At 68.4% G+C, this 25,427-nt stretch carries 21 protein-coding genes; 9 read left to right on the top strand and 12 right to left on the bottom strand.

The window, feature by feature from the left end; all coding sequences use genetic code 11:
- Positions 1–138: 138 nt before the first annotated feature.
- From CMC5_RS00515 to CMC5_RS00495, 5 genes are all read right to left on the bottom strand, one after another.
- Entirely contained in the window at positions 139–1,491 is a 1,353-nt protein-coding gene (locus CMC5_RS00515) for an aspartate aminotransferase family protein (protein ID WP_050428572.1), read from the bottom strand.
- Between the two features lie 20 nt (positions 1,492–1,511).
- Positions 1,512–2,420, bottom strand: a complete 909-nt coding sequence (locus tag CMC5_RS00510; protein ID WP_050428571.1) for a GGDEF domain-containing protein — start codon at positions 2,418–2,420, stop codon at positions 1,512–1,514.
- Positions 2,421–2,977: 557 nt separating this feature from the next.
- A complete protein-coding gene (gene hemG, locus CMC5_RS00505; RefSeq protein WP_050428570.1) occupies positions 2,978–4,450 on the bottom strand; it encodes a protoporphyrinogen oxidase in 1,473 nt (490 codons plus the stop codon).
- Positions 4,447–5,505 (bottom strand): uroporphyrinogen decarboxylase, encoded by a 1,059-nt coding sequence (gene hemE, locus CMC5_RS00500; RefSeq protein ID WP_050428569.1) that lies wholly within the window; start codon positions 5,503–5,505, stop codon positions 4,447–4,449. Before hemE ends, hemG begins: the two co-directional genes overlap by 4 nt.
- A 41-nt stretch (positions 5,506–5,546) precedes the next feature.
- Positions 5,547–6,389, bottom strand: coding sequence for an EI24 domain-containing protein (locus tag CMC5_RS00495; protein ID WP_050428568.1), 843 nt, complete (start codon positions 6,387–6,389; stop codon positions 5,547–5,549).
- Positions 6,390–6,431: 42 nt separating this feature from the next.
- Here CMC5_RS00495 and CMC5_RS00490 point away from each other — a divergent pair, with 42 nt between their 5' ends.
- Complete coding sequence (locus CMC5_RS00490) at positions 6,432–6,779, top strand: hypothetical protein (RefSeq protein WP_050428567.1); 348 nt, start codon at positions 6,432–6,434, stop codon at positions 6,777–6,779.
- 94 nt (positions 6,780–6,873) lie between these two features.
- Positions 6,874–7,479: a PH domain-containing protein gene (locus CMC5_RS00485; protein ID WP_050428566.1), complete on the top strand. Its 606-nt coding sequence runs from the start codon at positions 6,874–6,876 to the stop codon at positions 7,477–7,479.
- Between the two features lie 44 nt (positions 7,480–7,523).
- Here CMC5_RS00485 and CMC5_RS00480 read toward each other — a convergent pair whose 3' ends face one another.
- The 3 genes from CMC5_RS00480 to CMC5_RS00470 form a co-directional block, all read right to left on the bottom strand.
- Positions 7,524–8,084 (bottom strand): DNA-binding transcriptional response regulator, encoded by a 561-nt coding sequence (locus tag CMC5_RS00480; protein ID WP_169796414.1) that lies wholly within the window; start codon positions 8,082–8,084, stop codon positions 7,524–7,526.
- Positions 8,085–8,255: 171 nt separating this feature from the next.
- A complete protein-coding gene (locus CMC5_RS00475) occupies positions 8,256–8,606 on the bottom strand; it encodes a response regulator (RefSeq protein WP_050428564.1) in 351 nt (116 codons plus the stop codon).
- Between the two features lie 80 nt (positions 8,607–8,686).
- A complete protein-coding gene (locus tag CMC5_RS00470) occupies positions 8,687–9,871 on the bottom strand; it encodes a fatty acid desaturase (protein ID WP_245678194.1) in 1,185 nt (394 codons plus the stop codon).
- 122 nt (positions 9,872–9,993) lie between these two features.
- Here CMC5_RS00470 and CMC5_RS00465 point away from each other — a divergent pair, with 122 nt between their 5' ends.
- The 7 genes from CMC5_RS00465 (at position 9,994) to CMC5_RS00435 (ending at position 19,302) form a co-directional block, all read left to right on the top strand.
- Positions 9,994–11,946, top strand: coding sequence for a 3-hydroxyacyl-CoA dehydrogenase/enoyl-CoA hydratase family protein (locus CMC5_RS00465; RefSeq protein WP_218920214.1), 1,953 nt, complete (start codon positions 9,994–9,996; stop codon positions 11,944–11,946).
- 11 nt (positions 11,947–11,957) lie between these two features.
- A complete protein-coding gene (locus tag CMC5_RS00460; RefSeq protein WP_050428562.1) occupies positions 11,958–13,244 on the top strand; it encodes a thiolase family protein in 1,287 nt (428 codons plus the stop codon).
- Between the two features lie 117 nt (positions 13,245–13,361).
- Entirely contained in the window at positions 13,362–14,183 is an 822-nt protein-coding gene (locus tag CMC5_RS00455; RefSeq protein ID WP_050428561.1) for a hypothetical protein, read from the top strand.
- 223 nt (positions 14,184–14,406) lie between these two features.
- Entirely contained in the window at positions 14,407–16,401 is a 1,995-nt protein-coding gene (locus CMC5_RS00450) for a hypothetical protein (RefSeq protein WP_156337989.1), read from the top strand.
- Positions 16,398–16,865 (top strand): hypothetical protein, encoded by a 468-nt coding sequence (locus CMC5_RS00445; RefSeq protein WP_156337987.1) that lies wholly within the window; start codon positions 16,398–16,400, stop codon positions 16,863–16,865. Before CMC5_RS00450 ends, CMC5_RS00445 begins: the two co-directional genes overlap by 4 nt.
- Positions 16,862–17,527, top strand: coding sequence for a nucleotide exchange factor GrpE (gene grpE / locus CMC5_RS00440; RefSeq protein WP_050428558.1), 666 nt, complete (start codon positions 16,862–16,864; stop codon positions 17,525–17,527). Before CMC5_RS00445 ends, grpE begins: the two co-directional genes overlap by 4 nt.
- The gene (locus CMC5_RS00435) at positions 17,524–19,302 is read left to right on the top strand and encodes an Hsp70 family protein (RefSeq protein ID WP_050428557.1); all 1,779 of its coding nucleotides are present in this window, start codon (positions 17,524–17,526) and stop codon (positions 19,300–19,302) included. Before grpE ends, CMC5_RS00435 begins: the two co-directional genes overlap by 4 nt.
- 33 nt (positions 19,303–19,335) lie before the next feature.
- Here CMC5_RS00435 and CMC5_RS00430 read toward each other — a convergent pair whose 3' ends face one another.
- The 4 genes from CMC5_RS00430 to CMC5_RS00415 form a co-directional block, all read right to left on the bottom strand.
- Positions 19,336–20,688: a GH25 family lysozyme gene (locus tag CMC5_RS00430; RefSeq protein WP_169796413.1), complete on the bottom strand. Its 1,353-nt coding sequence runs from the start codon at positions 20,686–20,688 to the stop codon at positions 19,336–19,338.
- A 154-nt stretch (positions 20,689–20,842) separates the two neighbouring features.
- The gene (gene uvrA / locus CMC5_RS00425; RefSeq protein WP_050428555.1) at positions 20,843–23,746 is read right to left on the bottom strand and encodes an excinuclease ABC subunit UvrA; all 2,904 of its coding nucleotides are present in this window, start codon (positions 23,744–23,746) and stop codon (positions 20,843–20,845) included.
- 126 nt (positions 23,747–23,872) lie between these two features.
- Positions 23,873–24,748: a Stp1/IreP family PP2C-type Ser/Thr phosphatase gene (locus CMC5_RS00420; RefSeq protein WP_082362122.1), complete on the bottom strand. Its 876-nt coding sequence runs from the start codon at positions 24,746–24,748 to the stop codon at positions 23,873–23,875.
- Between the two features lie 231 nt (positions 24,749–24,979).
- A complete protein-coding gene (locus CMC5_RS00415; protein ID WP_050428554.1) occupies positions 24,980–25,423 on the bottom strand; it encodes a hypothetical protein in 444 nt (147 codons plus the stop codon).
- Positions 25,424–25,427 lie beyond the last annotated feature (4 nt).

Below are 25,427 nucleotides of genomic sequence, written 5' to 3'. Positions count from 1 at the left end.
ACATGCTCGGAGTCACGTTCGGGCGGGCCCGCGAGCAACGAGCGGTCGTGGTTCCTTGCTCGTCGTCGAAGGAGGATGCTCGTGCTGACGGCTCCTCTGGGTGGGATGAGGATGCATCGCTGGCGCGATGTGGTGTGCCTACCCTCGGAGGATGTGCTCGAGCGTTGCCGTGGCTGCAGCGAGCAGAGGCTCCGGTGTGGTGAGCGCTGGCGTCAGGGTGAGGACTTCACCCTGCCGGCCGCCCGTGAGCACCACGTAGCCATGGGAGAGCATCTCCCGCATGACCTTCAGGCCGAACGCGCCGCTCTCCAGCTCGATGCCGATCATCAGCCCGACCCCACGCACGTCCACCACGCCGGTGCAGCCAGCCAGCGAGGCGCGCAGCTGGTCCATCCACCAGGAGCCAACCGCATCGGCTCGTTGAGGGAGCTGCTTCGCCTGCAGCTCGTCGAGCGTCGCCAGGGCCGCGGCGCAGGCCAGCGGAGCCCCGGAATGAGTGGATGTATGGATCACCTCGGACTCGGCCGCCCAGGCGGCCATGATCGCCTCGGGAGCGACGCATGCGGAGATGGGGAGCCCTCCTCCGAGGCCCTTCCCGAAGCACAGGAGATCCGCCTCTGCCCCCACGGCCCCAGTCCGAGTCATTGCGCCGGCGCGACCGAGACCCGTCCAGATCTCATCGGCGATGAGCAGCGCACCGTGTCGACGCGTGACCTCACCTACCGAGCGTAGAAAGGAGTCGGGTGGAACGATGCAACCACCTCGGCCGAGCACCGGCTCGAGGAGCACGGCACCGACCTCACCTCCTCGGAGAGCCGCCTCGAGTGCCTCCAGACTGCGCTCGGCACTCGCCTCATCGCAGGGATAAGGCGCGAAGGAGACAGACGGATTGAGCTGCGCGCGGAACGGTGCACGGTAGCTCTGCCGCAGACCACAGGCGGGGAGGGGAGCGTAGCCGAGACCGTGGTAGGCACCCTCGAAGGCGACGAGCCCAGGGCGGTTGGTCGCCAGCGCAGCCGTCTTGATGGCTGCGGTCACACCATCGCTGCCGCTCTGCCCGAGCAGCACCCGCGGGGCATGACCCGGGTGCAGCGTGGCGAGCCGCTCCAGAAGCGCGACCTTCGTGGCGGCCGAATAGACGTCGCCGAGCGCGAGCGTCAGTTGACCGAGCTGCTGCTCGACGGCTTGCCGTACGGGCTCTGCGCTGTGCCCCAGCAGCAGCGCGCCGAACCCAGCACAGAGATCGACGTAACGATTGCCGTCGGCATCCACGACGTTGGAGCCGCGTCCCGCGTCGAGCACGATGGGCAGCATGTCCGCACCCGTCACGCTGGCGCGAACATCGCGGCGCCGCCCGAACGCTGGACACTCCACCTGCTCCAGCCGAAGGGCAGCAGCTCGTGACCGTGGACCGGGCGGTGGTGCGACGATGCTGGGGAGCTGATCTCCCTCAGCCCTCGCAGAGGACAGCGAGGTCTCGCTGAGCGACATGGTTCTCCTGGGCGACGACGCTAAGAGCAGACCCGGTTCCGTCCGCTGTTCTTCGCCTGATAGAGCTTCTCGTCCGAGCGCTTGATGAGATCGCTGGCGCCACGGTCGGTCTCCTGGAGCGTGGCGACCCCGATGCTGATCGTCACCCGGATGCTGTCGGCCTGGAACACGAACAGATGCTCGGCGACCTTCTGTCGCAGCGTCTCGGCCAGGGCGACGGCCCCTTCCTGTGTGGTCTCAGGAAGAATGATGGCGAACTCTTCCCCACCGTACCGCGCGAAGACCTCATCACGACGGATGCGCGACTGCACTACCCGAGCGACTTCCTTCAATACGAAGTCACCGGCAAGGTGCCCATGCACATCGTTGATCCGCTTGAAGTGATCGATGTCGAACAGCAGCGCGGCGAGCTCGCGCGTGTGGCGGCGGCCTCGGATGATCTCGCGCTCCAGCGCTTCCAGGAGGTAGCGCTTGTTGTAGATCTGCGTGAGACCATCGATGATGGTCATCCGGTAGATCTCCTCGTGATACTGGGCCTCCACGTCGGCACCGGAGAGGAACTTGAAGATCGTGGGGCCGATCTTCACCCGGTCACCATTCTTGAGGACGACCTCTCGGGAGATCTGCTCGTCGTTGCAGTAGGTCCCGTTGGTGCTCCCGTCGTCGACGATGAGCCAGGCCTGCTGGTTCGGACGATGCTCGAAATGAGCGTGCCTCCTGGAGACCGAGTCGCCATCGAGCACGATCTGGTTGTCCGCCCCTCGGCCGACACGCGTGGGGTTGTGCTCCAGCACGAACCGCTTCCCCAGCAGCGTCGGTTCCTTGGTGTAGATGACGACGAGACAATCCGTCGATTGCGTCTTGCCGCCGCCTGGGGGTGGGGGCTGGACCACCTGCGTAACACGAGTCTTTTCGTCGAAGTCGCTCACGCGCTCTCAGCCCGAGCCTGAACCCTGATGCGATCGATTCTTCCTCATTTCGAGGCTCGTTTCATGTGACCGGCCAGGACGAGATCCGAGAAGCCGGAACCGGAAGGGCTCGAAATGAACCAAATCGCCTAATGCCCCAGCGTACCGATACGCCCTGACCCACGTCAAGGAGCCCTCCTCCACAGTTACTGTGTTCGGTGCTTCCTCCGCCTCCCCATACCGACAAGGCCATACGTTGCCTTCTATGGCCGTCCGCGACAAGGTGCTTTCTCGTCCTGTCAGCTCCGTCCCTCGGCCTAGAACGGAGGACCAGCGGTGGCAGGCCAGGAGCACCTTCTCCGACATTTACTGACGTTTCCGCTCGAGTGCACCCTCGTTCCTGGGGACGGGATGTCAGCACACGACATCACCGCCACCCCGGAGAAGCGCACTCGTGGAGAAGCGCGCTGGCGGTCTCGCAATGGTCGGGCATGCATCGGCCTCGCCAGGTCGCCACCACCCCACGGGCGCACGCTGGGCGGTTCGTCCTCGAGACGAGGCGACATCCTCGCAGGAAGCTATCTGGGGAGCCGAGCGGACAGGATGGCGCGAGCCACCTCGGTGCCTTGACGGACGCAGTCCGGGATTCCGATTCCATCGAATGCGGCGCCGGCAAAATGCAGACCCGGATGGCGTTCGGCCTGGTGTCGGAGGGCCGCGAGCCGCGCCGCATGACCCACCACGGGTTGCGCGCTGGCGCGATCGAACCGGAACAGACGAGAGAGCAGCGGGCGCGCGGTGACACCCACCAGCGCTCGCAGCTCCTCGCAGGCCAGCGCGATCAACGCCTCGTCGGGCTGGGCGAGGATCCGCGGGTCGCGGTGGCCACCGAAGAAGACCCGCAGGAGCGCAGCATCGGCGGGCGCTCTACCTGGCCACTTGCTGGAGGCGAAGGTGAGGGCCAGTGCGCGACGTCCTTCGGGACGAGGGAAGATGGCGCCCACCGCGTCCAGGGGATGAGGGACATCGACACGGCGATAGCCAAGGAGCACAGTGGCTGTGGATTCGTAAGGGACGAGGCGAAGCGCCGCTGCGATGTCCAGATCCAGGCTGCTGAGCGCATCGGCCGCCGCGTGGGCGGGGAGCGCGATCACCACCTCGTCGGCGGGCAGCAGCTCCGCCTGACCGGCAATGCGGACGAGGTAGCGCGGAGCCCGAGGCTCGTCAGAGCTGGCTGGGACGGAGCGCTCCGGGCCGGGGAGGATCGCGTCGACGCGAGCACCATGACGAATCTGGCCCCCGGCGCGCTCCACCTTCCTGGCGAGCGTGTCGACGAGTTCACCGACGCCACCGAGCAAGGAGTGAAAGGCGCTTGGTGGCCCTTGCTTCTGACCGGGGGCGCTGGCCTTCCGCGCGCGCCGTTGCGCAAGGGCACCGCGGATCATGCTCCCGTGCTTCCGCTCCATCTCGACGAGCTGAGGAAACGTCGAGCGGATGCTGAGCGACTCGACGTCCCCTGCATAGATGCCTCCGAGCAGCGGCTCGGCGAGTTGCTCCAGCGCTCCTCGTCCCAGCCGCCTCCTGATGAACCCTGCGATCGACTCATCCTCCTCGTCGTCTCGACGAGGCAACACCAGGTCGAGTCCCATCCTCGCCTTGGCCGACCAGGAGAGCAGCGGTGTCCGCGCGAAGGGGAGCACCTGCGTGGGGACGGTGAGGACCAGCCCCTCCGGCATGACGAACAGCTTGCCTTGTCGCTGGATGTACACGCGCCGGTTGCGCACCACCGTTTCCACGAGCCGGTCGCCGAGCCCGAGTTCACGGCAGAGTTCCGAAGCGTGCGGCTTGGTGAGCACCCAGGCATCGGGTCCCCCGTCGAGGACGAAGCCCCCTGCGCGCTCGGTGCGGATGTTCCCACCCAGGGTCGACCTTGCTTCGAGCAAGGTGACCTCGACGGGTGAAGCGTTCCCCCGCGCGCTGGCGAGGAGGCGGTGAGCGACCGTCAACCCGGTGATGCCGCCGCCGAGGATGACGACGCGGCGTCCGCTCACGGGGCCGACCCTGCGGCTGCCGCCCGGAGCTCGGCGACGGGCAGTGAATGAACGAGATCGATGATCGCCTTCACGTTGTCGACCGGCGTCTCCGGGATGATCCCGTGGCCGAGGTTGAAGATGTGGCCAGGTCGACCCGCGGCTTCGGCGAGCACGGCACGCGCGCGCTGCTCGGCGACCTCCCTCGGCGCGCAGAGCAAGAGCGGGTCGAGATTCCCTTGCACGGCGCGGTCGTGACCGATGCGCTCCCATGCCTTGCCGAGCGGCGTGCGCCAGTCGACTCCGATCACGGTCCCTCCCGCGGCGCGCTGCTCTTCGAGAAGGCTCGCCGTGTTGGTGCCGAAATGGATCACGGGGACGCCGGTCGTCTCGAGATCGCGCAGGATGTACTGCACGTGCGGCGCGACGTGCTCGCGGTAGTCCTGGATCGAGAGCGAGCCGACCCAGGAGTCGAAGAGCTGGACCGCCTGGGCGCCTGCCTTCACCTGGGCGTGGAGGAAGAGGCGCACCACCTCGGAGATCTTGCTCATGAGCAGCGACCACGACGCGGGATCGCTCCACATCAGCTGCTTGGTGAGACGGTAATCGCTCGATTTGCCCCCCTCGATGAGATAGCTGGCGATGGTGAAGGGTGCGCCGGCGAAGCCGATGAGCGGGGTCTTCCCGTCCAGCTCCCGGCGGATCAGCCGCACGGCCTCCAGGACGTGGCCAAGTCCCTCCTCGGGTTCGAAGACGCGCAGTCGCTCGATGGCGGCCCGATCGCGTACGGGCTCGTGAATCACCGGCCCCTCTCCCTTGGCGAACTCGAACGGTGCCCCCATCGGCTCGAGCGGCAGCAGGATGTCCGCAAAGAGGATCGCCGCGTCCATGCCGAGGCGAAGCGGCTGGAGCGTCACCTCGAGCGCGAGTTCCGGCGTCCTGCAGATGTCGAGGAGCGTGTGCTTCTGTCGGAGCGCCCTGTACTCGGCCATGTAGCGGCCTGCCTGGCGCATGAACCAGACCGGCGTGACGTCGGTGGGCTCGCGCCGGCAGGCGCGCAGGAAGCGGTCGTGCATGGCCCTGTCTTGTCCGTGCCGTGGTCGGACGGCAACGGTTATTACCCCGGCAGCTTCGGTCCTTCGCTCCGTGATGCCTCCCAGCGCTCCAGCTGCACCGTCAATCGAGCTGCGCCAGCGACCCCGGCCGGCAACACCAGCAAGAGCAGGCAGGGAACGAGACCGAGGAGGACGAGGCCAGCACCGAAACCCAGCATCGCCGCGGGATGGCGGGCCATGAACGTCAGGCGCTGGGAGATGGAGACGCCCCGGATCGACTGCGGGTAGTCGCCGAGGTCCCAGGCGACCATGAACGCGGTGAGAATCAACTTCAGCGGGAACGTGACGACGACGGCCGGAGGAAAGACCAGGTTGAGCAGGAACAGGGCCACGAGAATGGGCAGCCCCACCATGTAGGGCACCAGCATCGACTGGAGCGAGCGAAGGACATCCTCGAGCACGCTGGTTGCAGGCCACACGGGGGCCCCCATCTGCTGCTCGACGCGGCGCACGATGCGTTCGAGCGCAGGCCCAGAGAGCGGCTGCGCGAGGGCGAGCCCGAGAAGTACGGCGACGAGGAGCGCGACGCCCGTGGCGATCACCTCGACCACCTTCGCGAGGATGCCCTCCGCGTGAGCGCCCAGGAGCGTGCGCACCTGCTCGGGGACGAAGGAGATGGCGGTCCAGCCGAGGAGGCTGGCGCTGACCAGAACGACGACCATCGGGACCAGCGCGAGGGGCCAGACCGCGGGGTTGCCCAGGATGAACCCGAAGCCGTGCAAGAGCGCGCGGAGCCCGGCCGTGAAACCAGGCCGTGGTGCAGGTGAAACGGCGAGCGACGCAGGGTGGAGGCGCGCGGGGAGCCTCGATGCTTCGGAGGTGGGAGCGGTCGGCGGCGAATTCATCAGCTTTGCTTTCCTGACCCGTCAGCGATAACCCATCCACCCATGACCCCCAAGGCTCTCGCTCTCGCGCTCACTGCGGCCTCCCTGCTCGCCATCGGAGCATGTTCTCCTCCCCCCAAGCAGGCGGAAGTCCCGGATGTGCAAGCCGAAAGCGGTGTCGACATGGCGCCCGACGAGCACGCGGGCGCCGCGGACCCCTCGGCGACGGCGCCGAGCGATCCCGAGGAGATGCGCACGAAGTGCTGCGAAGAGTGCAAGGCCGGCCTGGCGAAGGACAGGACCGGTGCTCCCCCGGACACCATCCCCTGCGCCGATTACACCGACACCCTCTCTCCCTGGTGCCTCGAGCACTTCCGAGCGAACCCGCTGATGGCCTCCAAGTGCCAGTAATCACCAGCGAATTCACCTGGGATCGCTCGATCGTCGGCCGATGGGGTGCGCTCACCTTCCCAAGGTGAAGGCACGAGCCGTGTAGACTCAGGACATGGCGCGTCCATCTCGACCTCCCGGCTTCGACATGACGTATCGGCCCGAGCGCCGCATCAGCTTCGGGCCCCCCTTGAAGGAGCGTTACCCCTCGCTCGCCTACCTGGGCTTCGCGCTGCTTCTCACCGGCGTCATCCTCTACGGTCAGCACATGGCCACCTCGGGCTCCTGGTTGTTCAGGTACGTCGTCGAGGGAGACCGACAGCGGATGATCCCTTCGAGCGTGTGCGCCATCATCCTCTGCACCAGCGCCTTTGCCGCTGTGCTGAGGGAGCAGATGCGCGGGGTCATCGTCCACCCCGATGGCCTCGAGCTGCGTGAGCTCTTCGGCTTCGGGTTCCCGCGGGTGCGACGGCTGGCGTGGTCGCAGATCGACCGGGTGGCCGTCCCCTCCCCGGAGGCGCGGCAGGCCGCCTTGAAAGAGGGCAAGAGCAAGGGGATCCGGCTCGACCTCTGGGACGGGAGCCGCGCCTGGCTACCGGAAGTGGGCGACCTGATGGCGCTGGCGGTGGTGCTCGAGCGCGTCGCGCTCGCGCGTGCGATCCCGATCGAAGGAGGAACGGGGCTGCTCGACGATCTCGGTAACCCACTCGAAGAGGGCTGAGCGCTCGGTCCGCGTCACTCTTTCGGTCCGCGTCGCTCTCTCGGTCAGCGTCGCTCCTCTCGGGAGGAGCTGGGGTTCGGTGGATCTGGCTTGCGCTCGACAGCGCTGCTCGTGGGTGATGAATCCCCAGTGATTCGCGCTGCTAATCGCTGCGAGGGGCGCGTGGTCTCGCTCGGGGGTGGCGTGTCGAGCCGCCGTGACGAGGGAGGGGGGAGCCGTGACGATTCGGGCGCCATCACCGAGTCCGTCAACGACTGCACCGAGCGCTTCATCTCGGTGATCTGCGCGAGACGCAGCGCCAGTGACCGCAGACGGAGTGGCTCGAAGGGCTCGACGAGCACGTGGTAGCGGTTCTGCCCGTGTGCGCGGCTGTACTCGCTGTTGCTGGTGATGAGCAGACCGCTCATCGTCTGATGGAGCTGCGTCGCGCGATCGAGCAACTCCACGCCGTTCACGCCGGGCGCGTCGAGGTGCACGCACATCAGCTGAAAGCGTGCGGATGGCAGAAGCTTCAGCGCTTGCTCGGTGGACGTGCAGGTGACCACGTCCATCTCCTCGGCAAGCGAGGTGCTGATGGTCTCGAGGAAGCGCAGATCGCTACCCACCACGAGCACTCGACAGCGGCGCACCGAAGCTGGACCGCTCGAGGTATCTGGACGCGAGCCCCTCGCACCGCCTGGGGTGGAACCCGGACTCGACATGGCGAGCAAGGCTATGGTTGCGCGCAGGTCAGGTCAAGCGACGCCAGGGCTTGCTGCCATCGAACGCACCGTTCATCAGCCGAGTAGACGTACAATCTGTGCGAGCATGTCGGGAAATCCGGATGCCTTGGCGATCACTCCATCGAAGGATTCGACGCCGGCGACATGTGTCACGTTGCCACTCACCAGGACCACACGTGCGTTGGGGGATTGCTGTCTCACGAGGGGGACCAGGTCGGAGCCACGACCATCTCCGAGCTGCTGGTCGAGTAAGACGAGATCGTAAGCGTGTCCGCGTGAAAGCCGCTTCTTCGCCTCCGCGAAGGAAGATGCTGGCTCCACCTCGAACCCCTCCTCCTCGAGCAACAGCGAGAGCACCACGCGGCTCGAGTTGTCATCGTCGACCAGCAGCACCGAACGGGCCATCGTCGTTCCCCTCCCAGGTGGAGATCACGAGATCTCACTTCACGTGGAGGAGAACGTTGTCCCTTCGCCGTCGGGGCGCGTCAACCTGACGGGGTGGCCTCTGCGGGAAACGGCACCATCTGCTCGGCGACCGGATCCCAGAGCTTGAGACGCAGGCAGGCCGCAATGTCGCGCGGGTGCAGGCTGGTCGCCGGAGGCACCTGCAGCGCCGGGATGGCGGCCATCGCCTCACGGAGTCGATAGAAGGGGATGGCTGCGTTCAGGTGATGCACGTGGTGCAGGCCGATGTCGCCCGTGAAGAACGACATCACCGGGCCGCACCGCATGTAGCTGGAGGACTCGACCGCCGCCCGCTGGAAGTTCCAGGTCTGGCGCGGCTGGATGTGGATGTCCGGGAAGTTGTGCTGCGCATAGAAGAGGTAGCCTCCCAGCGCGCATGCGACGAACAGGGGGAGCACCAGCGCGAGCAGCGCGACGTCGAACCCGAAGAACCAACTCAACCCGACCACCAGCCCGACATGGAGCACCAGCGCGAGGAGCGAGTCGTAGTTCTCCTTCGGCTTGCGCACGAACGAGGACAGACACATCCCGAACAGGAAGATCGTCAGATACCCGAAGAGGATGTTCAGCGGGTGGCGCACCGCCGCGTAGGCGAAGCGACGTCCCTTCGAGGCGCGGCGCCACATCTCGACCGTCATCACCGGGTAGGACCCGATCTGGGCTCCAACGATCTTGGCGGTATTGGCGTGGTGATAGTTGTGCGTCTGGCGCCAGGCTCGGGCGGGTGTGAGCACGAGCAGGCCGAAGACCGTGAACAGCGCCTTGCCCCAGCGAGACCGCCTCAGGATCGCCCCGTGCTGAAAGTCGTGCGCGAGGATGAACGCGCGCACGATGAGCAGCCCTTGCGTCACGCTCGCGACGACGCGTACGGGCCACCACGGTGCGGTCGCGGCGATCAGGCACGCGCCCGTCAGCAGGGCGAAGGTTGAGAGAACGTACCAGGTGCTGCGCGCGCGGCTCTCGGAGGCGAAGCGCCGTGATGCTGCAAGGAGCTCGGTGCCTTCCATCATCGGATTCCCTGGCGCGGCTTGGTCCGCGCCCATGACGATGCCCTCCTCCCTAGACCAACCCACCGCGCGTGGGCAAGGTCCACGCACGGTCTCGGAGTGCGCATCGAGATGCGCAGCGCGCAGGATCCTGCGCAGCCTTGCTCCGTCGGAACCTGTCAGGCAGCCCTGGTCTCGTCGCGCCGCTCGCCTTTGCATGTACCGCGTTGCGGTCTGCGTTCCTTGGCTCGCCTGCGCTCAGATGGTAATCGGGCCTCGGCCGCACGCACCGCGCAGCGCAGCGCAGCGCAAGGCCAGGGAGATGGGAGATGATCGTCGGAGTGATCGGATCCGGGTCCATCGGACCCGACCTGGCGTATGGCTTCGTGTCGGCGCTCGCGAGGGAAGGCGGAAAGGTCTACCTGCATGATATCCGGCAGGACGCGCTCGACGCTGGGGTCGCACGCATCCGCGGCTACGTCGCGAAGGGACTCGCGCGGGGCAAGATCAGCGAGGCCGCCGCGCGCGCCGTCGAGGAGGCCCTCGTCCCCACCCTGAGGCTCGAAGACCTTGCGGCGTGTGACTATGTGCTCGAAGCCGCGACCGAAGATCTCGCGACGAAGCGCGTCATCCTGAGCAAGCTCGAGGCAGTCGTGGGTCCCGCGTGCCTGATCGGCTTCGCGACGTCCGGGATCCCGCGGGCGCAGATCGCGGAAGGCGCGAGGCACCCGGAGCGCTGCTTCGTCAACCATCCCTTCTACCCGGCCTGGCGCGCCTTGCCCGTCGAGGTGGTGCTCTCCGGGCACGTGGAGCTGGGTGATCGGATGGTCGCCACGCTGAAGCACCTGGGCAAAGTACCGATCGTGACCGCGGATGCTCCCTGCTTCGCCGCCGACGACATCTTCTGCAACTACGTCTCGGAGGCGGCTCGCATCGTCGCCGAGGGCCTTGCGACGCCAGCGCAGGTGGACGCAATCGTCAATGACGCCATCGGCGGAGGTGGTCCCCTCAACGTGATGGACCTGACCCGTGGCAACCTCCTCACGGTCCATTGCCAGGAGCTGATGCGTGATGCGTCGACGGGCGGCCCCTGGTTCGAGCCCCCCGCGATCCTGCGCGAGCGAGGCAACGCCGCGTGGCACGATCGGAAGGCTCCCGGCGACCCGCGCCATGACGACACCCTCCGCACGGCAGTTCTCGACCGCATCCTCGCCGTCCTTTTTGCCAGGACCTACTTCGTCGTGGATCAGGGCATCTGTGAAGCGTCGGACTTGAACTGGCTCACGCGCATGTCGCTCGGCTTCCGGAGAGGCTTGCTGGACATCGCAGAAGAGTACGGCGCTGCGCGGGTGCGCGCCCTGTGCGAAGCCCACGCCGCAAAGCACCCCGGCTTCCACGTCCCCCGGAGCATCTCTCGGGAAGCCTTGCCTTCCTTCCGACGTCACGTGCTGGTCGACCGCGACGGTGACCTCGCCCAGGTCGTCGTGCGCCGACCCGAGGCCCGCAACGCCCTCAACCGCGAGACCCTCGACGAGATCGCGGCCATCGTGAGAGAGCTCGGAGACGACGCCAGCGTGCGTGGCATCGTGCTCACGAGCTTCGACGGCGCTCTTGCTGGCGCCGACATCCACGAACTCGCCTCCCTGAAGACGCCTGCCGACTGCGAGACCATCTGCCGTCGTGGCCACGCCGTGCTCGACGTGCTCGCCTCGTCGAAGAAGCCGGTCGTGGCGGCGGTCGACGGGCCCGTACTCGGCGGAGGCGCCGAGCTGAGCATGGCGTGTCACGCGCGCGTCGTCGGCACGGCGCTCGTCCTGGGCCAGCCTGAAGTGAACCTCGGCATCATCCCGGGTTATGGCGGAACCCAGCGCCTTCCTCGCTTGATCGGCCTGGACCGTGCGCTGGATCTCCTCCGCACCGGACGCTCGATTGGCGCGGCCGAGGCTCACGCCACCGGCTGGGCCACCGTGGCACCCGCGAGCGACCCGGTGGGCGCTGCCAAGGCACTCCTCCGGCAGCACCTCACGGGCGAGCTCCGCCTCGCTCCCGTCGATCCCGCCCCCATTGCCGTGCCTGCCGACCTTCCTCGGGTCGAGCTCGGCCATCGCTCGCGCGCCATCGACGCCATCCTCGTCGACGTCGTTCGCCGCGGCCTCGTCCTGCCTCTGTCCGAAGGACTGGCCATCGAAGCCGAAGGGTTCGGCCGTTGCAAGCGGACCGTGGATCTCGACATCGGCATGAAGAACTTCATCCAGAACGGGCCCCGCGTGCCGGCGGCCTTCCTGCACGAGTGAGCGGAGGACCCATGGCCAAGCACGCAAGCATCCTGATTCTGGACGGCGGTCGCCGCACCCCGCGCGCCGACATCCTCATCGACAACAAGGCCCCTGGCCTGTTCTCGAACCTGAGCACCACCCAGCTCGGCGGCCACGCGATCAGCGCCACCCTCGAGCACACCCGCGTGGACCGCGCCCTCATCGGCCACGTCGTCATGGGCATGGCACAGCACAGCCACCGCGACTCCATCTATGGTGCGCAGGGCATGCGGTGGCGTGGCGGCCTCGCCAATGACGTTCCCGCGCTGACGGTGGCGCGCATCTGCGGCAGCGGCGCCGAGGCGCTCGCGGTGGGCGCGGAGATCATGCTCGCTGGCCTGCGCTTCGATGAAGCGCGCCCCTTCACCGTCGTCGGTGGCGCCGAGAGCATGCAGTACCCCTTCACCCTCTACGGCTTCCGCGGGCAGAAGGTGGGCGCCGCCGTGCAGAAGTACGGCCCCATCGAGGGACGCAGCCTGCCCCCCGGCGTGCACCTGCAGGACATGCTCCTCATGAGCCTCTATGACCCCGGTGCGCGGATGGCGATGGCCAACACCGCCGAGGAACTCGGGCGCCGCTACCGCATCACGCGCGCCGAAGCCGACGCCTTCGCTCACCGCTCGCACCTCAATGCGAAGCGCGCGCGCGACGCGGGACACTTCGACGAAGAGATCGCCCCGGTGCAGGTGACCCCCGAAGGGACGAGCCGACCCGTCGACGTGAAACACGACACGCACATCCTCGAGGAGCCCGACCTCGCGAAGATGGCCCGCCTGCCGGCCGCCTTCGAGCCCGACGGCGGGATCATCACCGCCGGCAACGCGAGCGCCGTGGTCGACGGCGCGGCCGCCATGGTGCTCGCTCGAGAGGAAGACGCGAGCAAGCACGGCGCGAGAGCGCTCGCGCGGGTCATCGGCATGGGCGTCGCTGCGTGCGATCCCCAGATCATGGGCTGGGGGCCGGTGCCCTCCACCCGCATCGCCCTGGAGCGTGCCGGGATCCGTGGCAGTGACATCGACCTCGTCGAGATCAACGAAGCGTTCGCCCCTCAGGCCCTGGCGTGCATGCGGGACTTCGCCGAGTTCGGCATCGACCCGGAGAAGGTGAACCCGAATGGCGGCGCGATCGCGCTCGGCCACCCGCTCGGCGCGACCGGCGCGATCCTCACGCTGAGCTGTGCCTACGCCCTCCGTCGAACGAAGCAGCGCTACGGCCTCGTCACCATGTGCATCGGCGGTGGCCAGGGCATCTCGCTCGTCCTCGAGTCCGTGAGCTGAGTCGAGATCGAGCGCCGTGAGGCATGGAGTCCCCTGGGACCCAGCCCACAGTTCTTCCACATCTGCGCGTCCATCTGGTAGACACCCGGCCAGGTCCATTTCCGGAAACCTGCTCGGATGTCGCGTCCCAAGACCCCTCCGAACCCCAAGCCGGCCGCCCGTGTGGCCGACCTGCTCGCCGCCAGCGACCCGGCGTCCGTGGAGCTTCGGGAAGAGCACGCGCGCAAGCACTTCGAGCGAACGCGGAACAAGCCGGCGCGCCCGTCCGCCCGCGTCGCGGCGCTGGTCGAGAAGGGGACGCGAGGGGAGAAGTCTCCCTCACCGTCGGCCAGGGCGGTGCGCACGGCCGACGCGAAGCCCCACGAGCACGAAGGGCCCACCCGATCGTTGGTGCTCAACGCCTTCGTCCACCAGCTCGGCAGCGAGCGCCTGATCTCGATCGACGCGGTGGTGCTGCACGAAGAAGACCTGGCGCCCAAGCTGTTCGAGCTGTCCCGCCGGTACATGGCCCGCTTGTTGATGCTCATCGGCCACGCCGACACGGCACTCGCCGTCGCGCCGATGCTCCGGCCCGTGGTGAACGCAGAGGGCGCCAGGCTCCACATCCGCCAGGCAGCCAAGGAGCCAGGGGCGCTCGGCGCCATTGCGCGGGATTACGTGGCCTACCGAGAGCGGCATGGCAACCCGGCCAAGGACGATCGGCACGCGAGCTGCGTGATGGCCGCCTTTGCGGGCAAGCTGCTCACCTACGCCGAAGCGAGACTCGGCGAGCACGTGCGGGACGAGGTGCGTGAGTCCCTCGAGGCGCTGCTCGAGAGCGAGAGGGTGGCGGCGGCGCGCAAGAGGAGGCCCCCTCCACGCGCTCGACCCGACGAGAACCTCCCTGAACCCGTGCCCTCGCGGCAGCAGTCGTCGTCGTCGAAGGGGCGACCTCGCTGAAGCAGCGCTCCGAACGACACCCTCTTTCCCATCGTTCTGCGCTCCGCTTTTGCGACCGCCGCTCGGTCAGCGCGGTCTGCGGCGCGTCTCGCGCCTAGCGACCCTCGCTGGTGGCGGCCCCCGCTGGCAGTGAACCTCGAGGAACCTTCCGGGGTTCATCCCTGGGTGACACGGGCGGTCGTACGGACATTGCCAGAATCGATGCATTCCTTCCTGGAAAACCATGCAAAGGGAGAGATTGCCTCAATCACTACGATTCGACCGCAATCATCGCGATTCGAATCGATGCATCACGCCCATTGCGTGGACATCGTCGAATTTACCGCTCGATGTTCATGTCGATGTTCATGGTGAGGCGCTGACGGGATTCGTCGCACCGCTCGGTTTCACCACTTGCCGTGAACGCGCTGCCTCCATTACGGAGATCATCGCTATGGCTGGACCGCGCGGTAAACACCGCCGAGGAGCGGATACGACCGCCCGAAGGGCGGCGGATGAGCGCCCTCGGGTGATCACGCTCCCGCGGAGCGCGGAGTCGGCTGGGCAGCTGCTCCTTCGAATGGGCAGACAGCCTCCTGGGGATGCTGCCTCGATTCACGCGTGGCGCGCGGCGGTTGCCGTCACGGCGCGTCGCCTTCGCCTCTCGGGAAAGCTCACGCTGGCGCTGGAGCTTGCTGCTGCCGGAGCGCGCGCCACACGGGCGTTGCGCATGGAAGAGGCGCTGGCCGCCTTCGCGCTGGGGGATGACGAGCGGGTGACGTCGCTGGCGCTGCTGGATGACCACCTCCGGGGGGTGCTCGAACCCCTCTTGCAGGCCACGCGCGGGGTTGTCCCTCCCGAGGTTGGCCCGACCGCGAGCCCGCTCCTGCGGACGCTGTCGAGTGCAGCGCGCGGGGTGGCCTATCTCGCTCGAGGTCAGACCGAGGCAGCGCGGGCAGCGCTGCATCCGCTCAATGCACTGGCCACAGCACGCCGGAGCAGGCTCCACGGTGAATTGCAAGCGGCCGTGGCGCTCTCCGAAGCAGAGCACGTCGTCGACGGCGTGAAGCGTCTCCTGCGCTCCGCCGTTCTGCGCATCGATGCCGTCCGCGCCGCCTTCCTGGCCGAGGTCTCCGCGTGGGGCGACGAGGCCGTTGTCTCCGCCGTGCGTCGCAGCCTGCCCGCCCTCAGCGTGGAAGAGTTGCGCACCCTCGAGGCACCGGGTCTTCAGCGGAAACTGACGACGGCCTCCACGAACGCGGCGGCTGCCGACGCGCTGCGGACCGTAGATCCCGCCCTGTTCCCGGAGGACGTGCGCGGAACGGTAGCGCTGTTTCGAGGCTTCGGCTTGCTTCGAAGCGAGCCAGGGTTTGCAGAGCCATGGTTCGAGCGAGCCCTCGCCTCGGGCGGAGATCGCGTCGAAGCGCTGCGAGGCCGGCTGATGGCCGCGCTGGCCGTGGAGCGAGATGCGGAACCCTCGTCGCCGGTCCAGCATCGCTCGGCGTCCGTGGCCGCGGCCACGGCCGAGCGACTCGTCGACCTGCTCCAAGGTGAACCCGACGGCCGCGTCTTCGCGGCACAGCTGGCCCTCCTCGCTGCAAGGTCGTGGCTCAGGGCCGACGACGTCGTGGCCGCGGAACGCGCGTTCACGCAGGCGCGCGCGCTGGGGGCAGCCGACGAGACCGTCGAGATGACCGCCATCGAACTGCTGGCCTTCCGCGATCCCCGGGCCGCGCTTGCGCGCGTCGACGCGCTGATCGCGAACGATCCGGCATCCATCGATGCGTGGCATCTGAAGCTCGCGCTGACGGAAGACGAAGAGGCTGCGCTTGCCATCGCGCGGGAGGCGGCCGAGGTGACCGGGAGCGCGAACCTCGCCGCCGTGGCCGACGAACTCGCGAGAGCACGACGATTCGACGACGCGCTCGAAGCCTTCTTTTCTCCAGGTCTCCGGAATGCGCTTCTGCCGGAGGGACCGCACGGGGGAGACGTGGACGAAGAGATGCTCGATGCGCTGGGCGTGCCTGCGGAAGCGGTTCAGGGCCTGGATGAAGAGCGACGTCACGAGCTCGTACAGGATCTGCTGACGACGCTGTGCGATCTGACGGGGGTGGATCTGTCGACCCTCGCCGGGAGGGGACGCCACGACCCGCTGTCGGAGCCTTCCTCGAGCGACCCGCGGCCGGCAAGGGCATCTGGAAAACCGAAGAAAGCGGGGCAGAGGAGGAAGGCGCGATGAGTTTGTCGTCTTCACTGGCAGCGGCGCGCGAGACCCTCGGTCTGGAAGGAATCCCTGACGACGCCAGCACGCTCAAGCGGGCGTACCGACGCGCGGTGACTGCACACCCGCCCGACCGAGACCCCGATCGCTTCCGGGTGATCCGCGAGGCGTACGAGCTTCTGCTCCACCCGGAGCCGAAAGTGCGGGAGCTGTTGCTGCACCCGGAGCCGCTGGTCCCACCGCCTCCACCTCCGGATGCACCTCCCCCTGCGCCACCTGGCACGACAGCAATGGCGCTGTTGCGGGTCATTGCCGCCCGCCTCGACGCAGACGACCTCGCACAGCTCCTCGGAGACGACGACGGAATGGACGCCCCAGCATCCGATGTTCCGGCACTGGACGCGCCAGCGCTGGACGCGCCAGCGCTGGACGCGCCAGTGCCGAAGCTGGAACCGCGGAACGTCAAGGAGAAGAGCCAGTGAGCGATCTGCCCGCGCAGGCGCCGGCTACCCTGGAATCACTCTCGTCCCGGCTCGACGACCTGCTCAAAGAGGTGCGGCGGCAAGGGCGAGCCGCCGTCGCCGCTCAAGCTGCCGCCGAGTCGTGCCTGATGGCCGTGCGCGGCCTGGCACAGGAAGCGGCCCCCGCGGCGTCCCGCGATCGCGATGAGGAGGGAGCGCCCACCCTCCGGGAGGGGGCCATGCGGGAGATCGGCGGTCACTGGCTCCGCGCGCTCATCCCGATTGCCGACGCCATGGAGCGCGTCGTGCAGCACGCCAGCGAGGGCGCTGTACGACAACGGATCTCCCGCAGGTGGTGGCAGCGCCTCCTCGGCGCACCCGAGGAAGGTGCCTCCGAGCTCGCGGCGCTCGTCGAAGGGTTGCGCGTGCTGGACCAGCAGCTCAACGCGTCGCTCACCGAGCTGGGCGTGAACGTCGAGAGGCCCCTCGGTGAAGCCGTCGACGCAGAGCGCCACCGCGTCGTCGGCGTGAGCCCTCCTCGCCCTGGCTTCCCTGCGGGGCGCGTCGTCGAGGTGGTGCGCGTCGGCTACGCGCTCGGCGGGGCGGTCGTCCGCGAAGCCGAGGTGATCGCCAGCAGTGGTCCGTCTCCCGAGAGTCCCTGCGCTGGAGGGAATGGATCATGAGGGCAACGGACCTACCGGTCGGGATCGATCTCGGAACGACGAACTCCCTGATCGGCGCGGCGGTCGAGGGCAGCTTGCGCATCTTCCCGGACGTTTCTGGCGTCGAGTTGTTGCCTTCCGCCGTCGGTGTCGATGCCCACGGTGCTCTCCTCGTCGGGCGGGCCGCGAGAAACCGACGCCTGATGGACCCGGCGGGGACGGTCGTCTCGGTGAAGCGCCGCATGGGCAGTGACGTCCGCCTGCGCGTCGGCACCCGCATGCTCTCGCCGCCGGAGGTGTCCGCGCTGCTCCTGAGTGCGCTGCTCGATCGCGCCACCGCTGCGCTCGGTCATCGACCGAGGCGGGCCGTCATCACCGTGCCCGCCTACTTCAACGACGCCCAGCGCCAGGCCACCCGCGACGCCGGAGAGCTTGCCGGCCTCGTCGTGGAGCGCCTCCTCAACGAGCCCACGGCGGCAGCGCTGACCTACACCACCGGCGCCGAAGAGCTGGTCGTCGTGTACGACCTCGGCGGTGGCACGTTCGACGTCTCGGTCCTCGAACGGGAAGCGGGGCTCCTCGAAGTGCGCTCCAGCCGGGGCGACACCCACCTCGGCGGTGATGACATCGATCGCGCCTTCAGCGAGCGCGTGCTCGCTCAGCTCGGCAAGCACCGCGCCGAGGTCGAGCGCGACCCCAGGGCGATGACGCGCCTGACCGAGGCCGTCGAGCGCGCCAAGATTGCCCTCTCGGATCGCACCGAGGTCCGGCTCTTCGATCCCTTCCTCGCCGGTGAGGGTGCCAGGGCCCTCCACCTCGACCTCCTGCTCATGCGGCGCGATCTCGAAGAGGTGGCGCGACCTCTCGTGGCACGCACCCTCGCCTGTGTCGACGCGGCCCTGCGCGACGCCGGCGTCAGCGCCGCCGACGCGAGCCGCGTGCTCCTCGTGGGCGGGATGAGCAAGATGCCTCTCGTCCGGCACATGGTGGCCGAGCACCTGGGCAGGCCCGTGCAGACCAGCCTCGACGCCGATCGCGCGGTCGCCCTCGGCGCCTCCTTGCTGGCTGGCCGCATCGGCGGCGCCGACGTCGACGAGGTCCTCATCGACATCACCCCCCACACCCTCGCCGTGGGCGTGATCGACGACATCGCCCTCATCGCCATGGACCGCGGAAACGATGACCTGATGGCCGAGGCCGTCATCCCGCGCGACACGGTCGTGCCCGTGGAGCGCTCGAAGACCGTCTACACGATGATGGAGGACCAGACCGCCGCGGACCTCCCCATCGTGCAAGGCGAGCACCCCCGCGTCTCGGGCAACACGCGCCTCGGGAGGGTGCGCGTCGATCCCCTCCCGCCAGGCCCGGCGAACGCCCCCGTCGAGGTCACCTTCCGTCTCGACCTCTCGGGCGTGCTGCACGTCCGAGCGCAGCACCTTCCCTCGGGCAAGAGCGCGGACGTGCAGATCACCGAGAGCCCCTACCGCATGACGGAGCAGCGCCGACAGGCTTCCCGCGCCGCCGTCGAGGCCTTTCGCAGCGGGGCGAGCGACCCTGCGACCACCTCGTCCCCTTCCGCCCGCATACCGAGCGGCGCGCAGATCGACCCCGCGCTCGCCTGGGCCATGCTGTCGCGGGCCTGGCGCGCCCTGAGCGCGGAGAGCGCGGACGACGAGGACGCGCGCGCTCGCGTACGGAGTGCGGCCGACGCCTTGCACGCCTCCCTGGCGGCCCAGGACGACCGGCTCGCAGACCTGTGCGACGACCTGTCCGACGCCCTCCTCGATCTGCTGTGACCGCGCCCGCCTCTGCGCGCCGAAAGCGGCTCCTCAGCGCCGTCGGCGTCTTCCCGCCACGAGCGTCCCCATCGCCACGAGCAGCCACGCCCCCGCCGTCCCTGGCGATGTCCCCGGACGTGCGGCGCACAACCCGCTCGTCCCCAGGTACTCGCCGTCGTCGCGAGGCCTCTCCTCGGGCGTCACAGGCTCTCCGGGCTCCACCGGATCTCCTGGTAGCGCCGGCAGCACCTCGAAGATCCCCTCCAGCTGATCATCCGGCGGCCCCCCCTGTCCGGCATCGCTGAACCACCGCTCTCCCGCACCGTCGACCTGCACCAGCCCGAAGAATTCGTCGTACACGCCTGGCATCGAGGGCGCGTGCAGCGCGAAGGTGAAGCGGTAGCTCTCCCCTGGCATCACCTTGCCCTCCACCGCAGCGAAGCGGCTGGCGGAAGGCCACTCCGGCCCGGTGAACACGCTCTCGCGACCACGAGGCTCCGTCGCTGCAAGGTACGTCCCGGTGTCCCACGCCCGCGACCCCACGTTCCTCAGCTCGATCGACGCTTCCACCACCTCACCGGCGCGCAGCTTCAGCGCTCCCTGGCTCGCGTACGGGAACGACTGGCTCACGAACTCCGCCGCGAGCGCAGGCCGGTTCTGCGCGAACGCATGCAGCATCTCGAGCGAACCGTTGAAGTGGTTCCGGTCCACGTTCCCGCTGATCCCGGGCACCGAGCCCGTCGACGAGTACTGGAAGAAGGTCCAGTCGCTCCAGGTGCCGTTCGGCAGGTTCGGGCAGTCGTTGCTGTAGTTCGGGATCCACAGCGGATGGTCGACGAACTCGTCGCTCGCCACGAAGTCCTGCCAGAAGTACTTCCCCGTGTAGATGATCGGCTTCCGACCCAGCGCCCCTTCCACCCGATCGAGCCACAGCCGCAGCCCCGCGAGGATCGTCTCTCGGTCCTGCCCCTCGTGCGACTCGATGTCGATCACGGGCGGCAAGTCCCCGTCCTGCAGCGTTCCGATCGCCTCGATCATCAGCTCGGCTTGCTCCAGCGGATCATGGTCGGCCAGGTAGTACTGGTACGCCCCCCGCACGAGCCCCGCCGCCTTGATCCCTGCCCAGTTCGCGTCGAAGAACGTGTCGCGGGTGCCGTGGCTCACCCGGGCGATCGCGAACTGGATCCCCGCGTCGGCGACCGCCTGCCAGTCGACGTGCTGCTGCCAGTACGACACATCGATCCCCTCCACGGTCGGACCGGCGGCGCAGACCACCTGGGCCGCCGCGTCCTCGCCGAGGGACTCGACCTCTCCACCTCCCCCCTCGACCTCGCCGGCCACGCAGCCCGTGAGTGCGACCACCGCCGCGCCCACGAAGGACCACGGTGCGAGCCTTTGCCTCATGCGCTCCGAAAACGAGCTGAACCAGAGAGAGCCAAGCGGGGTGGAGAGACGACGAGCGGCGTGCGACTTCATGCTCGCGGTTCAGAATGACGCAACCGCGCGTCGAAGGTCCAGGAACCCGCGGATCCGTCCCCGCGTGGTCCCCCACGACTGCCTACCGCAGCAGCTTCGCCAGGAACTGACCCGTGTAGGACGCCTCCACCCGCGCCACCTGCTCCGGCGTCCCCTCGGCGACCACGCGCCCGCCCCCTTCGCCGCCTTCCGGCCCGATGTCCACGAGCCAGTCCGCGCACCGGATCACGTCGAGGTTGTGCTCGATGACCACCACCGAGTTCCCCGCGTCCACCAACCGCTGCAGCACCCCGAGCAGCTTGCGGATGTCCTCGAAGTGCAGCCCCGTCGTCGGCTCGTCGAGCACGTAGAGCGTCCGCCCCGTCTGCCGCTTGCTCAGCTCCCGGGACAGCTTCACCCGCTGCGCCTCGCCGCCGCTCATCGTCGGCGCGCTCTGCCCGATCTTCACGTAGCCGAGACCCACGTCGACCAGCGTCGTCAGGATCCGCTTCAGCTCCGGCACCGCCTCGAACAGCTTCAGGCACTCGTCGATGCTCGTGTCGAGCACGTCGGCGATGCTCTTGCCCTTGTAGCGCACCGACAGCGTCTGCTCGTTGTACCGCTTCCCCTTGCACACCTCGCACGTCACGTACACGTCCGCGAGGAAGTGCATCTCCACCTTCACCACCCCGTCGCCGTGGCACGCCTCGCAGCGACCCCCCTTCACGTTGAAGCTGAACCGCCCCGACTCCCAGCCGCGCGCGCGCGCGTCCGGCAGCTGCGCGAACAGCTCGCGGATCATGTCGAACGCCTTCGTGTACGTCCCCGGGTTCGAGCGCGGCGTACGTCCGATCGGCTTCTGATCGATCGCGATCACCTTGTCGAGCACGTCCAGCCCCTCGATCGCCCGGTGCGCGCCCACCGGCTCCAGCGACCCGTGCAGCAACCGTCCCAGCGCCGGCAGCAGAATCCCGTTCACCAGCGAACTCTTCCCCGCGCCGCTCACCCCGGTCACCGCCGTCAGCACCCCGAGCGGGAGCCGCACGTCGATGTTCTTCAGGTTGTGCTCCGTCGCCCCCAGCACCGAGATCCACCCCTTGGGCGTGCGTCGCGCCTTCGGCGTCTCGATCCGGATGCGCCCCGACAGGTACGCCCCCGTCAAGCTCTCCGGGTGCCGCGCGATCTCCTCCGGCGTTCCCGCTGCGATCACCTTCCCCCCGAGATGCCCGGCGCCCGGCCCGAAATCGATCACGTGATCGGCCGCGAGCACCGTCTCCTCATCGTGCTCCACCACGAGCACGGTATTGCCCAGATCGCGCAGCCTCCTGAGCGTCGCGATGAGCCGCCCATTGTCGCGCTGGTGCAACCCGATGCTCGGCTCGTCGAGCACGTACATCACCCCGCTCAGCTCGCTCCCGAGCTGGCTCGCGAGCCGGATGCGCTGCGCCTCGCCGCCGCTCAGCGTCGGCCCGCCGCGGTTCAGCGTCAGGTACTCGAGCCCCACGTTCAGCAGGAACCCGAGCCGGCTCGTGATCTCCCGCCGCACCCCTTCCGTGATCTGTCCCCGCGCGCCCGTCAGCGTCAGCGCATCGAAGTGGGCCGCCGCCTCCCGCACCGTCATCGTCGTCACGTCGGCGATGCTCCGCCCGGCGAGCCGCACCGAGAGCGTCTCCGGCCGCAGCCGTCGCCCCCCGCACGCATCGCAGGCGATCTCTCGCATGAACCGCCGGTACTGCTCGCGCGCCGTGTCCGACGTCGAGTCGCGGAAGCGCCGCATCAGCCCCGGGATCACCCCCTCCCAGGTCATCCCGAACGTCCCGTGGCTCTCGGAGCCCTCCTTCCCCCACGCGACGGCGATCTTCTGCCCCGCCATCCCGAACAGCACCACCTGCTGCTTCTTCGCGCCCAGCTTCTTCCAGGGCGTGTCCAGGTTCACCTTGCACGCCTTCGCCACCGACTCCGCGATGCGGAACGTCCAGCCCTCGCCGCGCGCCATCGCCGACGCCCACGGCGCGATCGCCCCGTCGCGGATCGACAGCGACGCGTCGGGGATCACCAGCGCGGGGTCCACCTCCAGCCGCGTCCCCAGCCCGTTGCAGGCGTTGCACATCCCGAGCGGGCTGTTGAACGAGAAGCTCTGCGGGCTCAGCTCCGGGAAGCTCTGCCCGCAGCAGGCGCGGTTCACGCTGAACGTCAGCGCCGCCTCGGCCTGCTTCTTCGCACCTTTGCCAGCCGACTCCACCGACACCTCGAGCTCGCCCTTGCTCTCGCGCAGCCCGAGCTCCACCCCCTCGACGAGCCGCTGCCGGTTGTCGGCCGACACCGGAACGCGATCGATGATCACCGCGATGGTGTGTTTCTGATGCTTCTCGAGCTTCAAGCTCCCCTCGGCCACCTCGTCCAGGCGGATCGCCTTCCCGTCCACCTCGATGCGCAGAAACCCGCGCGCCCGCAGGTCGTCGAACAGCTCCCGGAACTCCCCCTTGCGGTGCTTGACCAGCGGCGCGATCAGCGTCGCGCGCGCGCCCGCAGGCAGCGCCAGGATCTCGGCGGCGATCTGCTCGGCGGTCTGGGCTTGCACGGGCTTGCCGCACTGGTGGCAGTGCTGCTCGCCCGCACGCGCGTAGAGCACGCGCAGGTAGTCGTAGATCTCGGTGATCGTTCCGACCGTCGACCGCGGGTTGTTCGACGCGCTCTTCTGCTCGATGGCGATGGTCGGTGACAGCCCGCGCAGGTGCTCGACGTCGGGGCGCTGGAGCTGCCCGAGGAACTGCCGCGCGTAGGAGCTGAGCGTCTCCACGTAGCGGCGCTGCCCCTCCGCGTAGAGCGTGTCGAAGGCCAGGCTCGATTTGCCCGAGCCGCTCACGCCGGTGAAGACGACGAGCTGCCGCTTCGGCACCTCGAGCTTGTCGATGTGGAGGTTGTGCTCCCGCGAGCCGATGACCTCGATGAAATCGGGCTCGCGGGCGGCCTCGTGGAGCCGGGGGGTGGAGTGAGCGGCCTGCATGACGGCCGTCGCGCTTAGCACGAACCCCGTCGGCCTGGCAGGCAGAATACGGAACTTGTGTTCAGCTCCACAGCCATTGCGGGGTCGGGGGATTTGTTGCCCCGTCCGCGCGGCGCGGCTGGCGTTTCAGGGAGCGGGGGCGGGCGTCGTCGGCGTGGTCGTCTGCCGACCTCGGTTGGCGGTGGTGATCGCGTCGCTCCAGCGCACGAGGATGCACGTCACGTTGTCCGGCCCCCCGCGCTCGTTGGCGCGCTGCACCAGCCGCCGCGCCGCCATCTGCAGGTCGCCCTGAGAGCTGATGATCTCCGCCATCTCCTCGGAGGAGACGGGACCGGACAGCCCGTCGGAGCAGAGGAGCAGCACGTCGTCGCACTGCACCTCCTCGATGCGCGTCTCGACCTCCACCAGCTCCTCGGTACCGAGCGCTCGGGTGATCACGTGCTGCAGCGGGAACGACGCCGCGTCCTCGGGCAGGATGTGGCCGAGCCGGATGCACTCGTTCAAGAGGGAGTGGTCACGCGTGAGCAGATCGAGCTCGCCGTTGCGGTAGCGGTACACCCGGCTGTCGCCCACGTGCGCGAGCGCCACGAAGCCATCGCGCGCGAGCGCGGCGACGAACGTGGTGCCCATGCCGCGCTTGTCCCGATCGCGACGCGCTGCGGCGAAGATCCGCCCGTTCGCGAGCTGGATGCCCGCCACGAGCAAGGGCAGCGCCTGGTCCACGTAGCGCGCGGTCCCCGTGCGCGTGCTGGGCGGCCCGAGCGCGATGGGCCAGGTGGCATCGGGATCGTCGAAGAAGCCGCGCACCGTATCGACCGCCATGCGCGAGGCGATCTCCCCCGCGGCGCGACCCCCCATGCCGTCGGCGAGGAGGAACAGACCCAGCGACTCCACGAGGGCGAAGCTGTCCTGGTTCGTGTCGCGGATCATGCCCACATGGGTGCATCCGGCGGCCTCCAGGTAGAGCTGCAGGTCGACGGCTTCTGTGGCGGCTTCAAGCATGGTGGGATCCTCTGGCGGGCAATGATCCAGGGGGTCTCATGGACTCCCTTTGGCCCGATGCCACGCCAGCGGGCATGGATCTGGGACCGACAGGGAGCGGGTGAATTCCTCGGGCGGCCCAGCTGAGGGCAGCATCCCCGAAGAGTAGGCCCTGGCAGGCCTCGCGTCTACGAAACCCAGAGGACGACATGGTGGCTTTCGGTGCGTCATGAACCACGCCGCGCTCGAACGTCACGGGACGGCCAGACGCGCCATGCCCCCGCCCGTGCAGCCGCTCAGGGCAAAGCCGAAGCGTTCGGGCTGCTTCTCCTGACGGATGCGCTCCATGGCCTGACACGTGTGGTTGGAGACTCCCTTCTGGCCGTAGCGATCCTGGTTGTCGACGGTGACGGTCACGTTCGGATTGATCTGGATCTTGTACGAGATGGGATCTCCTTCGATGGTGAAGTGCGTGGTCTTGAACTCGGCCAGCTCACGATCCACGTACGCCTTCCAGATGCAGTCGCGTGCCTTGGCGTCGTACCCCTCGCCGTGCTCCACCTTCTCGTTGCCGCAGGGCCTCAGCTCGACCTTGGGCGGCGTGCGCCGCAGGGAGCGAGGTCCCGAAGAGCAACCCGTGGTGAACATCAGCGAGCCGAGGACGGCGATGAGAAGAGCGCCTGTCGAGCGAGACATGTTC

The organism is Chondromyces crocatus (assembly GCF_001189295.1).
In the GTDB taxonomy this organism is placed as follows: Bacteria; Myxococcota_A; Polyangia; order Polyangiales; family Polyangiaceae; genus Chondromyces; species Chondromyces crocatus.
This window is presented reverse-complemented; position numbering and strand designations above follow the sequence as displayed.